15 protein-coding genes and 1 riboswitch are annotated in these 14,798 nt (G+C 64.3%); of the genes, 12 read left to right on the forward strand and 3 right to left on the reverse strand.

Translation table 11 applies throughout. The features are described from left to right. The first annotated feature begins 34 nt into the window (after positions 1-34). The 6 genes from BCY88_RS05925 (at position 35) to BCY88_RS05950 (ending at position 6,506) form a co-directional block, all read left to right on the forward strand. Complete coding sequence (locus tag BCY88_RS05925; RefSeq protein WP_120343368.1) at positions 35-1,495, forward strand: SidA/IucD/PvdA family monooxygenase; 1,461 nt, start codon at positions 35-37, stop codon at positions 1,493-1,495. 57 nt (positions 1,496-1,552) lie between these two features. Next, a complete protein-coding gene (locus tag BCY88_RS05930) occupies positions 1,553-2,614 on the forward strand; it encodes an ABC transporter permease (protein ID WP_120343369.1) in 1,062 nt (353 codons plus the stop codon). After that, complete coding sequence (locus BCY88_RS05935) at positions 2,608-3,438, forward strand: ABC transporter ATP-binding protein (protein ID WP_120343370.1); 831 nt, start codon at positions 2,608-2,610, stop codon at positions 3,436-3,438. The genes BCY88_RS05930 and BCY88_RS05935 overlap by 7 nt, the downstream gene beginning before the upstream one ends. Before the next feature lie 41 nt (positions 3,439-3,479). After that, complete coding sequence (locus BCY88_RS05940; protein WP_120343371.1) at positions 3,480-4,520, forward strand: ABC transporter substrate-binding protein; 1,041 nt, start codon at positions 3,480-3,482, stop codon at positions 4,518-4,520. Positions 4,521-4,639: 119 nt separating this feature from the next. Further along, a complete protein-coding gene (soxC, locus tag BCY88_RS05945) occupies positions 4,640-5,905 on the forward strand; it encodes a sulfite dehydrogenase (RefSeq protein WP_120343372.1) in 1,266 nt (421 codons plus the stop codon). After that, complete coding sequence (locus BCY88_RS05950) at positions 5,898-6,506, forward strand: c-type cytochrome (protein WP_120343373.1); 609 nt, start codon at positions 5,898-5,900, stop codon at positions 6,504-6,506. Before soxC ends, BCY88_RS05950 begins: the two co-directional genes overlap by 8 nt. A 92-nt stretch (positions 6,507-6,598) precedes the next feature. On the opposite strand, the gene BCY88_RS05955 is transcribed toward BCY88_RS05950, so the two are convergent. After that, the gene (locus tag BCY88_RS05955) at positions 6,599-7,747 is read right to left on the reverse strand and encodes an acyltransferase family protein (RefSeq protein WP_120343374.1); all 1,149 of its coding nucleotides are present in this window, start codon (positions 7,745-7,747) and stop codon (positions 6,599-6,601) included. Between BCY88_RS05955 and BCY88_RS39785 the strand changes: the two genes are divergently transcribed. Beyond that, the gene (locus tag BCY88_RS39785; protein ID WP_183081295.1) at positions 7,747-7,896 is read left to right on the forward strand and encodes a hypothetical protein; all 150 of its coding nucleotides are present in this window, start codon (positions 7,747-7,749) and stop codon (positions 7,894-7,896) included. The two genes, BCY88_RS05955 and BCY88_RS39785, sit on opposite strands and share 1 nt — an antisense overlap. Before the next feature lie 107 nt (positions 7,897-8,003). Then, positions 8,004-8,435 carry a DUF1801 domain-containing protein gene (locus tag BCY88_RS05960; RefSeq protein WP_120343375.1) on the forward strand — a complete coding sequence of 144 codons (432 nt, stop codon included), beginning with the start codon at positions 8,004-8,006 and terminating at the stop codon, positions 8,433-8,435. Between the two features lie 14 nt (positions 8,436-8,449). On the opposite strand, the gene BCY88_RS05965 is transcribed toward BCY88_RS05960, so the two are convergent. Continuing rightward, entirely contained in the window at positions 8,450-9,220 is a 771-nt protein-coding gene (locus BCY88_RS05965) for an AraC family transcriptional regulator (RefSeq protein WP_120343425.1), read from the reverse strand. A gap of 251 nt (positions 9,221-9,471) precedes the next feature. On the opposite strand from BCY88_RS05965, the gene BCY88_RS05970 reads away from it, so the two are divergent. From BCY88_RS05970 to BCY88_RS05985, 4 genes are all read left to right on the forward strand, one after another. Continuing rightward, complete coding sequence (locus BCY88_RS05970) at positions 9,472-10,965, forward strand: efflux transporter outer membrane subunit (protein WP_259461257.1); 1,494 nt, start codon at positions 9,472-9,474, stop codon at positions 10,963-10,965. 1 nt (position 10,966) lies between these two features. Next, positions 10,967-12,100 carry an HlyD family secretion protein gene (locus BCY88_RS05975; protein WP_120343377.1) on the forward strand — a complete coding sequence of 378 codons (1,134 nt, stop codon included), beginning with the start codon at positions 10,967-10,969 and terminating at the stop codon, positions 12,098-12,100. Next, entirely contained in the window at positions 12,097-13,683 is a 1,587-nt protein-coding gene (locus BCY88_RS05980) for an MDR family MFS transporter (RefSeq protein ID WP_120343378.1), read from the forward strand. The genes BCY88_RS05975 and BCY88_RS05980 overlap by 4 nt, the downstream gene beginning before the upstream one ends. A gap of 144 nt (positions 13,684-13,827) precedes the next feature. Continuing rightward, the gene (locus BCY88_RS05985) at positions 13,828-14,166 is read left to right on the forward strand and encodes a DMT family transporter (protein ID WP_120343379.1); all 339 of its coding nucleotides are present in this window, start codon (positions 13,828-13,830) and stop codon (positions 14,164-14,166) included. Between the two features lie 77 nt (positions 14,167-14,243). On the opposite strand, the gene crcB is transcribed toward BCY88_RS05985, so the two are convergent. Further along, complete coding sequence (gene crcB, locus BCY88_RS05990) at positions 14,244-14,624, reverse strand: fluoride efflux transporter CrcB (RefSeq protein ID WP_120343380.1); 381 nt, start codon at positions 14,622-14,624, stop codon at positions 14,244-14,246. Positions 14,625-14,704: 80 nt separating this feature from the next. Further along, a riboswitch (Fluoride riboswitch) is annotated at positions 14,705-14,768 on the reverse strand. Between the last annotated feature and the right edge of the window lie 30 nt (positions 14,769-14,798).

The raw sequence follows: 14,798 nt of genomic DNA on the forward strand, positions 1-14,798 counted from the left end.
TTCGCTATTCAACCCTCTCGCCGAACCCGACACCATGACGCAATCCACGCACCCCGATCAGCTTGCGCTCGAGACACTTCGGCTGATTGGCCCAGCGCCCGATAACTGGGTTCCGCCGCGCGCTGGCATCGACCATAACGTGGTGATTGTCGGTGGCGGACAAACCGGTACGGCGTTCGCCTTCGCACTGAAGCGCGCCGGCATCGGTCAGGTCAGCGTCATCGACGCCGCTGGCGATGAAGGCCAGGCGGGCGTCTGGTTGAATCGCGCACGCATGAACAAGTTGCGCACACCGAAGTCTTTGGCTGGCCCGGAAGCGGGTTTGCCGGGACTAAGCTTTCAGGCGTGGTATGAGGCGCGCTACGGCGCTGCTTCATACACGGAGATCGACCGGATTCCTCGCGCGCGCTGGGCGGAATATCTCGCGTGGTACCGGCATTTTCTCGAGATTCCGATTCGCTACGGTACGCGGCTCGTGCGAATCGAGCCTGCGGATGAGCACTTTCGTTTGCATCTGGAAATCCGCGATGGCGGCACCGTTCGCAGTGTCGTGGAGACCGCCCGCAAGATCGTGCTCGGCAATGGGGTCGCCGGCAATGGCGGCCCGAACATTCCTGCTGTGCTGAAAAACCTTCCGCCGACGCTGCTTGCTCACACCTCCGAGGCGATCGATTTCGCCGCGCTGCGCGGCAAATCCGTGGCGGTGATCGGCGGCGCTGCTTCCGCATTCGATGCGGCAGCAACGGCGCTCGAAGCCGGAGCAGGGCAGGTCCATCTGTTCGTGCGGCGTGAGCGGATTGCATCGGTGCCGGTGACGCGTGCGCGCGCCTATCCCGGTGCGTACGACAACTATTTCCATTTGCCGGACGCGATTCGCTGGTCGCAGGCCCGGCGTTTCCGCAAAGCCGGTTCGACCCCGCCGCTCGATGCGGTGGAGCGCGTCACGCGTTTTCCGAACTTTCATCTGCATCCCGGTACGCAGTGGTTGCGTGCCGACGTCAAGGACGGACGCGTCGAGACCGACGTGGCGGGCGAGACGTTGGCATTCGATTTCGTCATCGCCGGCACGGGCTACCTCATCGATCTCGCGCTGCGCCCGGAGTTGGCGCAGATCGCGGGGCAGGTCCGCCTGTGGCGCGATCAGTACGTGCCCGCCGCCAACGAGAGTGACGACGCGCTTGGCGCGCATCCGTATCTCGGCGCCGCGCTGGAATACCTCGAAAAGGTCGAAGGCGAGGCGCCTTATCTGAAGAATATCCACGTCTACAACCCGGCGGCCTTCGTCAGCTTCGGATTGCCGGTCGGCGACGTGCCGAGCATGAAGCGCGACATTCCCGCCGTGGTTCAGCGCATTAGCCGCGACCTGTTTCTCGCCGATCTGGGCGCGCATGAGGCGCGTATTCATGGCGACATCGCCGCTGATTTCGATGAATCGGTTTACGCACAGCGTGTGTGGCAGCGTGTTTCGCAACGTGACAAGGCGGACGTCGCCTGAGGCGAGTCAGGGGAACGCGGTCACATTAGCTCAACAAGGCAGGAGGCTGGAACCGTCATGTCCACTCAGTTCGAATCGATCGCGACGCGCGCTTCGGCCATCAGTGCGGAAGAGCCGGGCGACGTCGGCCGCGTCGCGGCACAGCGCGCAATTTCACGCAGCATCTGGATTGCCGGCCTTGCGGCGCTGGCGTGGCTCGGCAGCGCCGCGCTGACCGAATGGTGGCCGAGTGCGGACGACTGGCCGTACACGAAGGAATTCATCGCGCTCAAGCTGGTGCTCGCGGGGCTCGCTGCGGCGACGGCTGTCGCCGGATGGCGCAATCCGTCCGGCGAGGCGAGGCCACTCACACGTAGCCGCGCGTGGCTCGCGGCCATGCCGTGGCTGCTCGCGCTGGCACTCGGCGTGAGCGTGTGGGAAGCCGTCACTGCGCAACTGGAGTGGCTGCCGCGGCCCTTCTTCGCGCCGCCGCAAGCGCTGATCGGCGTCTATGCCGAAGACTACCCACGGCTCGGTTCGAGCGTCGTGCATTCGTTTGGACTACTCGCTTACGGCTACGTGTTGGGTGCGGCTGCCGGGTTCGTGACGGGCGTGAGCATTGGCTGGTCGCAAGCAGTCAGCTACTGGGTTCATCCGGTGCTGCGTCTGATCGGGCCGCTTCCGGCTACCGCGTGGCTGCCGCTGGCGTTCTTCTTCTTTCCGTCGAGCTTTAGCGCCAGTGTGTTCCTGATCGCGCTGGCGACCGCCTTTCCGGTTACGGTACTGACCTGGTCCGGTGTGGCCGGCGTCAACCCGGCCTATTACGACATCGCGCGCACGCTCGGCGCGCGCCCGTCCTTTCTGATTCTGCGTGTCGCGATTCCGGCGGCGCTGCCGTCGGTGTTTGTCGGCCTGTTCATGGGGCTTGGCGCATCGTTCTCGGTCCTGATCGTCGCGGAAATGATGGGCGTGAAAGCGGGACTCGGCTGGTATCTGCAATGGGCCCAGGGCTGGGCGGCCTATTCGAATATGTATGCCGCGCTGCTTGTGATGGCGCTCATGTGCTCGGGTCTGATCACGTTGCTGTTCCGCCTGCGTGACCGCTTGCTCGCCTGGCAAAAAGGATTGCTCAAATGGTAGCCGTACCCGAAGCACTGAATCAGACCGCTGCCGTCGCGCCGGCTCGCGATGGCGCGCGCATCGACGTGCGTCATGTCAGCCATCAGTTCGCGCTGCGCGGCGCCGCCTTGCCGGTGTTGCAGGACGTCAGCTTTACAGTCGAGCCGGGCGAGTTCGTCGCGCTGCTGGGTCCGAGCGGCTGTGGGAAGTCCACCTTGCTGCGTCTCGTGGCGGGACTCGATGCGCCGACGCAAGGCAGCGTGCAGGCGGACGGCGCCGCGATCACGGGCCCCGATCCGTCGCGCGTGGTGGTATTCCAGGACCCGACCTTGTACCCGTGGCGCACGGTGCGTGGCAACGTCGGCGTCGGTCCGCAGGCGCAGCGCAAAGGCTTAGCGCGGCGCCACGCTGCGCAGGAAGATCGGGCGCTGCAGCGGATCGAGGCCGCGCTGGAGCTGGTCGGTCTTAGTGAGTTTGCCGAAGCGTTTCCGCATCAATTGTCGGGCGGCATGGCGCAGCGGGTGGCGCTGGCTCGCGCGCTCGTCAACGATCCGGCGCTGCTGGTGCTGGACGAGCCGTTCGGCAAGCTCGACTCGCTGACGCGCATCCGCATGCAGGGCGAACTGGCGCGGCTTTGGCGGGACGCCCGTTTTTCCGTGCTGCTGGTGACGCACGACGTCGAAGAGGCGCTCCTGCTCGCGAGGCGCGTGATCGTGTTCAGTGAACGGCCCGCTCGCGTGGTCGCCGAAGTGCGTAACGACGCGCCGTATCCCCGCCATCGCGACGATCCGAAACTGGTGGCGCTGCGCCGTGAGGTGCTCGCCCAGCTCGGACTCGAAACCTGAACGCGTCGAATAATCCATAACGATCTGAGGAAGCGTCAAGCATGAATCCCTACGATGAATCGCCGCTGAGCGCGAGCCGCCGCGCGTGGTTGCGCAAGACGGCGTGGACCGCGGGTGCCGCGGCGCTCGGCGGTGCATGGCTGGGTGTGTCGGGCTCGTTAGCCGTTGCCCAAACGCCGCAGGCTGGTCTCAAACCGCTCAAGCTTTCCTGGAACGCAGGCGCGATCTGTACCGCGCCGGTGGCCGTGGCGGTGAAGCAGGGCTTTTTCGAGCGGCATGGTTTGCAGGTGGAACTCGTGAATTTTTCGGGCTCGACGGACCAGTTGCTTGAAGCAATCGCGACAGGCAAGTCCGATGCCGGCGTCGGCATGGCGCTACGCTGGATCAAACCGCTGGAGCAGGGCTTCGATGTGAAACTGACTGCCGGGATTCACGGCGGGTGCATGCGTTTGCTGGCCACGCGCGCGTCGGGCATCGTCGACGTGGCGGGGCTGAAAGGCCGCACGATTGGCGTGAGCGACATGGCGAGTCCCACCAGGAATTTCTTCGCCATCGTGCTGAAGAAGATCGGTGTCGATCCGGAACGCGATGTGAACTGGCGTCAGTATCCGGCGAATCTGCTGGGCGAGGCGCTGAAGAAAGGCGAAGTGCAGGCGATCGCGGACGGCGACCCGAACATCTGGACGATCCGCGAATCCGATCGCCTGATCGAAGTGTCGAACAATCTGTGCGGCGAGTATCAGAACCGCTCGTGCTGCGTGCTCGGCGTGCGCGGTTCGCTGGTGCGAAAGGATCGCGCGACTGCACAGTCGTTGACACAGGCGTTGCTCGAAGCAACCGAATGGACTGCCAATCATCCGGCCGATGCGGCGGCGATTTTCTCGGTCTATACGCCCTCGGCCGACGTGGGCCAATTGACGGCAATGCTCAAGAGCCATACCGATCGCCATCATCCGGTCGGCGACGCGTTCAGGAAGGAAATCTCGCTTTATGCCGACGACCTGAAGGCGGTGGGCGTGCTCAATAGCAGCACCGATTCCAATCGTCTGGCGGATCGGGTGTTCTCGAACGTGCTGGCTTGACGGCGGCGGCCCATAGCCGACTGATATGCGGTCTGCGTCGATCGATAGTCGAATTTATCGTTTGGCCGTGACAACTGGCATCGGTAGGCTAGTCGGCTTGCCCACGATGCGCCGTCGCCATGATGAACCCGCCTAACGCTCCGCCGTCGCGCGGCCGCCGCCGACTCCTGGGCCGCCTGGCGGCCGGCGGTCTGGTTGTTTCCCACGCCGCGGCCGCAAGTGAACTGCTCAAGCCGCTTGCAGTCGCGCAATCGAGCCGCGTGCCCGGCGCGCCCGTTCTCGAGCATCCCTACGGTGTGCCCTCACCGTATGAGGCGAATGTCGTGCGGCGCAGTGCGCGCGCATGGCCGCTACCGGGCGCGGCTTCGTCGATGACGCCGCTCGCCGATCTGCACGGCACGCTCACCCCCAACGGTCTGGTCTACGAACGACATCATGGCGGTGTGCCGGATATCGATCCCGATCAGCATCGGCTGGCCATTCATGGCCTCGTGCGCATGCCTAAACTGTTCACGATGGACGACCTGCTGCGCCTGCCGTCCGAGTCGCGGATTCATTTTCTCGAGTGCTCGGGTAACACCGGCAACGAATGGAATGGCCCGAGCGGCATGCCTGTGCAACTCACGCATGGTCTGCTGTCGTGCTGCGAATGGACCGGCGTGCGGTTGTCGACTCTGCTGGAAGAGGTGGGCGGTCTGTCGAATCCAACCGATCCGGCGAGCGCCTGGTTGCTGGCGGAAGGCGCGGACGCCGCCGTGATGACGCGCAGCTTGCCGCTCGAACGGATACTCGAGCGCGCACTGGTCGTCTACGCGCAGAACGGCGAGCGCCTGCGTCCCGAGAACGGTTATCCGTTGCGTCTGATCGTTCCCGGCTTCGAGGGCAATACGAACGTCAAGTGGCTGCGCCGGCTGAAGGTGGTCGATGCGCCCTTGCAAACGCGTGAGGAAACCTCGAAGTACACCAGCCTGCTCGCGAACGGCACCGCGCGTCAGTTTGCGTTCGAGATGGACGCGAAGTCGGTGATCACGCGGCCCTCGCCGGGGCATCGCCTCACCACGCACGGCTATTACCCGATCACCGGTCTGGCGTGGTCCGGACGCGGGACGATCCGTAAAGTGGAAGTGTCGACCGACGGCGGAGCGACCTGGCGTCTCGCGCGGCTGGACGGCGCCATCCACGATCGCGCGCTCACACGCTTTCAGGCGGACTGGCGCTGGGATGGCGGCGCGAGCGCGATTCTCTCGCGCGCCACCGATTCGACTGGCTACGTGCAGCCCACGCGTGCCGAACTCGTTGCCGCGCGCGGCCTGAATTCGCAGTACCACTACAACGCGATCCAGCAGTGGCGCGTCGATGCAAGCGGCGAGGTGCGCAATGCGTGAGGGCCGCCGTTCGATACACACGCCGCCGCGAACGGCACGGGCCGCGCTGCTCGTGCTGCTGTCGCCGCTGGCGCTCGTGGTGCTCTCGGTGCTGGCATCGTGTTCTTCCATTGCGCCGGGCGAGCAAAGCGCGGGGGCAGGTCACGAGATCGGCACACCGCTGACCGCGCAAGACCTCGCCGCCTGGAACATCGACGTCGCGCCGGATGGCCGCGGCTTGCCTGCGGGCAGCGGCGACGTCGCCACCGGCGCGCATGTGTTTGCCGCAAAATGCGCGGCATGCCACGGCGCCCAGGGCGAGGGCGGTCTCGGCGATCAGTTGATAGGCGGGCAGGGCACGCTGATGAGCGCGAAGCCGAAGCGCACCGTGGGCAGCTACTGGCCCTACGCGACGACCCTGTTCGATTACATTCGCCGCGCGATGCCGTACAACGCGCCCGAATCGCTTTCCGCCGACGAGGTCTACGCGCTCAGCGCATTCCTGCTCAACCGGAACGGCATCGTGCCGGCGGATACGCGGCTCGACGCGGCGTCGCTGCCGCGCGTGGCGATGCCCAATCGTGACGGCTTCGTGGCCGATCCGCGGCCGGGACGCTTATGAGGTACTTGGGTTGACCGGACGATCCAGGCTTCGTTGCCGAAGCGTCGCCAACCCGGCATTGCCGGCTCGGGCGGGCGCCTCAGCGAGGCGCTTCAAGCCACCGGGGCAGCCGGTGCATTCGGCGTGTATTTCCGTAGCCGCTGCGACAGCAGATGCGAAGGTTTTTCGATCATCCGGTAGAACGCATAGCTGATAGCGAACGCCAGCGTCACCTGCACGAACCACGCGAAGCGGGATGTGTCGTCGAAGCCGGTTATTTCCAGCAGGGCCAAGGCCATCTTGTGGCAAAGATAGAGGCTATAAGACCATGCGCCGAACGCGGCCAGTCTGGGCCATGCGCCGCCTTTGGACGGCGTGGCGGTTTCCGCCGCGATCCAGACTGCCGCGAGGAACTGAAATAGCGGTAGCGTGATATCGGGCGTAATCAACGGCACGATGGCCGGTTTGAGATTCGATTCGGACAGCAAAATCATAATGGCCGCACCGGCCGCGACCACCACCACTCGCAGCGCAAGCAGATGGTTTGCCAGGTAGCGCGTGCTGCGCTCAAGGCCGCGCTGGATCATCAGCGTGAGTGGCGAATAGGCGCCACGAACCTGGAATTGCTCCGCGTTGCGCTGGGTCTCCGCGATCAGGCAGCCGAAAATCCATCCGGCCGCATACAGCAAAGCCGTACCAGGCACGCCATACGTCTCGATGACGCAGCCGTGGCAGACCGGGTGCCCAAGCAGACGAACCACGGCCACCATCACGCCCGCCGCAAGCGCGCAGCCGACGATCATTTCGCCGATGTAGCGAAAGCGGGCGCGCAGAAGCGGATAAGCGGCGTAATACACCATCTCGCAGTAAAGCGACCACAGCACGGATTCCAGATAGTTTTGCCCCGTCGGCAAAGGTTGCACGAGGCATAGCAGGATGACCAGCGGCAAGCCGATGCGGATGAATCTGGACGCGTAATAGTTGATCGGCTTGAGCGTCACATCCTTTTGATATGCGTTGTGGATGCAGTAGCCGGAAATGACAAAGAAGACGATGACGGCGGCGGGGCCCGCAAACAGCGCTGTCGAACCTGACCACAACGCGCCGCCGAGGAAGGCGAACTGATGGGGCAGCAGTTCCTTAAACGCGGGTGGCTTGAAGTGATACATCAGAACCCAGACGGCCGCCAGGAATCGGATGGCGTCGATCTTCAACGACTTGTTCGGATTTGCGGACGCTGACAGATTCAAGGTGATCGCCATTGTTTGCCCCTTCTGCTATTCAGGCTGCGGCGATCTTACCTCCGGGTTCGCTGACAAAAATAACGATAAAAATCGAAAAAAATGGGGAAATTAATGGCGAAGCTAGCGGGGAAATTAATCGGGAAACGAATGGGAAAATCAAGGCCTGATTGGCGCGGGCAGATCGATGCTGGCACAATCGAAAGAGCAGGCCCTGTCTGAACCGAACCCGAACCCGAACCCGAACCCGAACCCGAATTCGAGGCGTGACGATCCAATGAATCCATCAGAAACGATTGACCAGATGATCGCGGGAATCACGGATTGGCGTGGCCAAACCTTCGCCGCCATGCGTAAGGCCATTCTTGCGGCCGCCCCGGAGATCGTCGAGGAATGGAAGTGGATGGGAAGCCCCGTTTGGTCGCGCGACGGCATGATCGCTGTCGCCAACGCCCACAAAGGAAAGGTAAAACTGACCTTCGCGCACGGAGCGAGCCTCCCGGACCCTGACAAGCTTTTCAACGCGGGTCTCGAAGGCAACGCGAGACGGGCGATCGATTTTTTCGAGGGGGACAAGATCAATGGGCCTGCGCTGAAGCGTCTGGTTCGCGCCGCGATTGAACACAATCAGACCAGATTGAAGAAGAACGTGAAGAAGAGCGCGCCGGCGAGTACGCGGGCGAAAGTCAGCAAAAGCAAAGACTCGTAAGACGCCATCACGCCTCATCTGAAGTACTCGCTGGGCGCCACCCCTAGCACTTTGCGAAACATCGCCGTGAATGCGCTCGGGCTGTCGTAGCCGTGCTCAAGCGCGACATCGACCACCGATGCGCCGGTTGCCAGCTGTGGAAGGCTCAGCAGGACCCGCGTGTGACGGCACCACGAACCATGCGTCATACCGGTTTCGCGCTGGAAGGCCCGGGCGAAGGTCCGCGGATTCATGTTGGCGCGGCGCGCCCAGCCTTGCAATGTCGCGTCGAGCGACGGCTGCGCAATCAGCTCAGCGCACAGTTCGACGAGCGCCGGATGACGAGGCATCGGCACGTGCAGGAGGAGAGGGGCGGCCATGCAGATCTCGTCGAGGATCAGTTCCTGCACGCGCCGTTCCCGTTCACTGTGTCCGGCGGCCGGTCGAATACCGACGGCGGTCACGATCAGCTCGCGTAACAGCGCGCTCACCAGAATCACCCGGCAACTGTCCGGCAAGGCGTCGCGAGCGTCGGGTGCCGCATAGACCGTGCGGATCTGCACGTCGCTCGCAATTTCGATTTCATGGCGCACGTCGCCCGGCACCCACACCGCGCGCCCGGTCGGCACGATCCAGCTGCCGGCGGCCGAACGCACGATCATCACGCCGGAAATGGCGTAGATCAATTGGCCGCTGCTGTGCGCGTGGGGCGGGAATACCGTGCCTGCGGGCTGATCTGTGGCGAGCACGGTGACGGAGGCGACTTCAAGCGCTCTTTGGCTTTCGAAAAAACCGAAGCTGTCCATTTCGCGACGATGCATGGCAATTCTTCGAGAGATGACCGGATCACCGGACTCTACCATCATGCCTTCGACTCCACTGCCGAGCTTCTGTCATGGTTCCTCCGGGCGCTTTTTGCACCGCGTTTAGTAACGCTTTCGATATCGCTGTCAGTACCGTTTTTTGCGCCGTTCCGCGCCTCATTCATTGTCTGATCCGTCCCGGCGCGCAGCTTCGTTCACACCTGCGGCGCCGCTGCGCGCCTGCGCATTTACGCGTGGTCTGCGTTGCGGCGGTCGCACTGCTTGCCTCGGCGTGTTCCCTTGAGGCGCCGTACCGGGCGCCGCAGTTGCCGGCCGCTGCCGCCGCGCCGTTCATGTCGGCAGAACATGCGCCAGTTGTGCAGCAGCCCTTGCCTGACGACTGGTGGCGTCTCTATCAGGATCCGGTGCTGGACGGTCTCATCCAGGACGCGCTCGAACAGAACCGTGATCTGGCGGTCGCGCTCGCACGTTTTGCGCGTTCGCAAGCGGTGGTGAACGAAACCGGCGCCGCGCGGTGGCCCGATACGCAGTTGGCACTCGGCGGCAACTACGGCAAGCAGAACGCCGATCAGATCGTCGCGGCGGCGCGGCGCGAGTCGGCTGACACGCGCTGGGCTTACGCGCCTTCGCTGGCGGTCTCGTACGAAGTCGATCTGTGGGGGCGCGTACGTCATCTCGTCGACGCATCGCAAGCCGACGCCGACGCCATGCAGGCGGCCAGCGACGCGGTGCGCGTCTGGGTCGCCGCATCGACGACCGATGCGTACCTGCACGCCTGCGCCTACGGCGAACAGATCGACGTGGCCAACCGTTCGCTCGGGATCGCCCAACGCCTGGTGGATCTGACCACCCGGCAGCGCGATCGTGGACTCGTCTCCGACCTCGAGGTCACACGTGCCAGCGCCTTTCGCGATGAGACCCGCGCGACGGTGCCGACGCTCGAGGGCAAGCGTCGCGCCGCGCTGTTCGAACTGGCCGTGCTGCTGGGGCGCCCGCCCGGCGAATTTCCCAGAACGGCCGGGCAATGCCGTGTCGTGCCGGTGCTCAGCGCGCCCTTCCCGGTTGGCGACGGCGCCGCCTTGCTGCGCCGCCGTCCCGATCTGCGCGAGGCGGAGCGCAAGCTGGCCGCCGCCGATGCCCGGGTTGGCGTCGCGCGGGCGGATCTGTATCCGTCGATCGTACTGGGCGGCTCGGTGAACCTCCTGTCGACGACCGGCAGCCTGGCATCGCTCGGCGATCAGTACGCGCTGGCATGGGGCGTCGGGCCTTTGATCAGCTGGCGCTTTCCCAACATGGCCGTGAGCCGCGCGCGGCTCGCGCAGGCAAAGGCCGACAACACCGAAGCGCTCGCGCAGTTCGAGCACGACGTGCTCACGGCATTGAAGGAATCCGAGCAGGCGCTGACGTTCTACGGCGCGCAGTGGGAGCGTCAACGCGCGTTGCAGGCCGCCCGCGCGAACGCTGCCCGCGCCTTCCATCTCGCGGAGCTGAACTACCAGGCGGGAGCACTGGATTTTCTCGATGTGCTCGATGCCGAGCGCAGCCTCGTTGCCGGCGATGCGGCGCTCGCGGTGTCGACCGAAGCACTCGCATCCGACCAGGTCGCGGTGTTCAAGGCGCTCGGCGGCGGCTGGCAGCGCGAGGCCGCCGTGCCTTGCGCATCTTGCGGCACGCATCTTGTCCCGGCGCCGCCTCAAATGTCCGTTAATTTCTCATCAGGGTCCTGATATGAGTACCACTGTCGTTCCAGAAAAGACGTCGCCGTTCAGCAAAAAGAACCTTGTGCTCGCGGGCGCGCTCATCGCAGTCGTTGGACTGGTGGTGGCGGGCATCCACTGGTGGAGCGTCGGCCGTTTCATCGAAAGCACTGACGACGCCTACGTGCGCGCGGACGTGGTGACGATCAGCTCGCGCGTGCCCGGCTATGTGACGGGCGTTGATGTCGACGACAACCAGCCGGTGCACAAGGGCGACGTGCTCGCGCATATCGACAGCGCGGACTATGCAGCCAAGGTCGCGAGAGCTCAGGCGACGGTCGACACGGCGCTCGCCACCTTGCACGCGGAGCAGGCGAACGTCGCCACGCTCGATGCGCAGATCGCGCAGCAAGGCAGCGTGATGGAGGCCGCGCGGGCGGACGTCGACGCGGCGCGGGCCGGTGCGAACCGCCGCAAGTCGGACGCGCAGCGCTACCGGCAACTGGCGGCCGAACAGGCGTCGAGCACGCAGCGCTGGGAGCAGGCGCATGCCGACGCACTCACCGCCGACGCCGAACTGGCGAGAGCCGCCGCAACGGCTCAAGCCCAGCGCGGCCAGCAAACCGTGCTCGAGAAGCGCCGGGCGCAGGGCATGGCGGCAATCGAACAGGCGCAGGGCCAGCTTGAGGTTGCACGTGCCGCCTTGTCGCTCGCGCAGATCGATCTCGAGCACACGACAATTCGCGCGGCGAGCGACGGCACGGTCGGCCAGCGCACCGTGCGAGTGGGGCAATACGTCGAGACCGGACAACCGCTGCTCGCCGTGGTGCCGCTTCAGGACGTCTACGTGATCGCCAATTTCAAGGAAACGGAAGTCGCCGCCATGAGCGCGGGTCAGGCGGTCGACATCGACGTCGACACTTATGCGGGACATCCACTGCGTGGGCGCGTGCTGAGCATCGCGCCGGGCTCGGGTGCGCAGTTCGCGTTGCTGCCGCCCGACAACGCGACCGGCAACTTCACCAAGGTCGTGCAGCGCATTCCCGTGAAGATCCAGGTGGACGCCGGTCAGCACGACGCGATCAGCCTGCGGCCGGGCATGTCGGTGATTGCGCGGGTGCATACCGGCGCCCCCGTGACGCAGCCCGCCGCGAGCCGCTCATGAGCACGACGGCCGCATCTTCCCGTACTCATGACCCGGTGTCGCTGCGCGCGTGGGTGGCGGTGCTCGGCGGCGTGTTCGGCTGCTTCATGGCCGGCATGAACGTGCACGTCACCAATGCATCGCTGCCGGATATTCGCGGCTCGCTCGGTGCGAGTTTCGAGGAGGGCTCGTGGATCACCACGGCGTATCTGGTCGCGGAAATCATCGTCATTCCGTTGACCGGCTGGCTCGTGCGAGTGTTTTCCATCCGCCGCGTGATGCTGGTCGGCACGAGCGGATTCCTGATTTTCTCGCTGGTGTGTTCGGTGGCGCCGACCATCGATGCCATGATCGTTGCGCGCGCCTTCCAGGGGGCGTTCGGCGGCGTGCTGATTCCACTGTCGTTTCAGCTGATCCTGACGGAGCTGCCGGCGTCACGGCATCCGCTCGGCATGGCGCTGTTCGCCGTCGCCAACAATGTCGCGCAGGCGGCCGGGCCTTCTCTGGGCGGCTGGCTGACCGACATGTATTCGTGGCGCTGGATCTTCTATCTGCAGATTCCACCCGCGCTCATTCTGCTGGGCGCGATCGGCTGGGCGATCAAACCCGAGCCTGTGCATCTCGACCGCCTGCGCAAGGCGGATTGGCTGGGCATCGCGACGATGGCAATCGGACTCAGCGCGCTGCAGATCGTGCTGGAGGAGGGCGGACGCAAGGACTGGTTCGGCTCGAGTTTCATTGTGAACATGTTGCTGGTCGCGGTGGTTGGATTGACTGTGTTTGTGGTGGTGCAACTGCGTCGCGAGGAACCGTTCATCAATCTGAGGCTGCTTGGCCGCTATAACTTCGGCATTGCCAGTTTGATGCAGTTTCTGTTCGGCGGCGTGGTGTTCGCGGTCGTGTTTCTGGTGCCGAATTACTTTGCCGAACTGCAGGGCTACAGTGCGCGGGATATCGGCGTTCTGATGGTGCCGTACGGACTGGTTCAGTTCGTCATGTCGTTTCTGACGCCGCCGCTGATGCGCCGCACCAGTGCGCGCACGGCCATCATCGCCGGCTTCACGCTCGTCGCCATCGGCTGTCTGATGAACATTCATCTCGACGTGAACGCCTCGGCGAATGTCGTGGTCCCGTCGCTGATCGTGCGCGGCATTGGACAGTCGCTGGTGGTCGTCGCACTCGGCGTGATGGCCGTCGACGGCATCGAGAAGAGCCAGCTCGGATCGGCTTCGGGCCTGTTCAGCATGGTGCGTAACCTGGGCGGTGCGATCGGCATTGCGATCGCCAGTCAGATTGTGGTCGAACGCGAGAAGCTGCACGCCTCGCGTATCGGAGAAGCGATCACACCGTTCAACGGCGCGTTTCAGGAGCGCATGATCGGCATGGTCAGGGTGTTGACTCAAGGGCATGTGGGAAGGGCCGATGCCATGGCGGCGTCCGGACTCGCCGGCGCGCGCGAGGCGGCGCTGGGGATCGTCGACAAGCTGATCGGCCGCGAAGCGCTGCTGATGGCTTACAGCGATACCTTCTACGTGGCGGGCATCGCAATGCTCGGATGCACGCTGGCCGCGTTTGCGTTGCGTGGCCGCAGGAAAAGCGGCTAGCGGCGGGGGCGAGGAATGGCTATTCGCCGGCCTCGCCATGGACAGCCTGTTTAAGGGATGATATTTTCGCGGTGTTGGGGGTACCGCCACCTGTTTTCGCTCGCACTAACGTTCGGTATAAACGTTGGGCTGCGAGGTACGTGGATGCTCACCACTCAGGCCGCATGGCTCATTCTTGCTGCAAGCGTCGCTGCTGAGGCGCTCGGCACCGCAACGCTCAATCTCTCCGCCGGTTTCACCCGCCTGCTTCCCTCGCTCATGACGGTCGCGTGTTACGCGACAGCCGTCTGGCTAATGGCCATCGCGACGAAGCGAATAGAAATGGGCATGGCTTACGCGGCCTGGGCCGGGTGTAGCGCCGCACTAACGGCGGTGATTGGCGTCGTCTGGTTTGGCGAAGCGCTTAGCGCACTAAAGGCGATCGGAATTTGTACCGCCATCTCCGGGATCGTTCTGCTCAATCTCAGCGGCGGCGGGTCCTAGGTTCCGGCAGCCGGTTTTCAGCGAGACATTCAGTGCGGTATTTGGCGCGGTATCTAGCGCGGCGCTCAGCCTGAGGTTCAGCGTGACAGCAAGGAAACGGTCGCGATGCCGAGGATCGTCATCACGAGCGAAGCCGCCACGTGAATGACGATCTCGCCTGCCGCCCAGCCGAGCCGGCCGTCCTGCAAGCGCTGCACGACTTCCGCGGAGAACGTCGAGAATGTCGACAGGCCGCCCATCAAACCGGTGATAACGAAGAGCCGCCATTCGGGTGCGATCTGCGGCGCCCGCGCGAACCCCGCAACCGCCACGCCGATGACGTAACCCGCAATCACGTTAGCGGCGAAGGTGCCGAGCGGCATTCCCGTGAACACGCCGTTCAGACGAATCCCCAGAAACCAGCGGAACAGCGAGCCGAGCGCGCCGCCAATGCCGACCGCGAGAATGGACAAATACATGGAAAAGTACTCTGGCGAAGCCAAAAGATCGACAAACCGGGCTCGAGCGGCAGGCGTGATGCCACGTCCGCGGTCGTCCGGGCGAAGCAGGCATCATCAGCCATCAAAGGGCGGTTAATGGAGAATGCCATCTCCAGCGCGCAAGTCTAGCATCCACGGGACATTGGGGACAGG

Origin of the sequence: Paraburkholderia fungorum, from assembly GCF_003610895.1 — a bacterium.
Lineage (GTDB): Bacteria > Pseudomonadota > Gammaproteobacteria > Burkholderiales > Burkholderiaceae > Paraburkholderia > Paraburkholderia fungorum_B.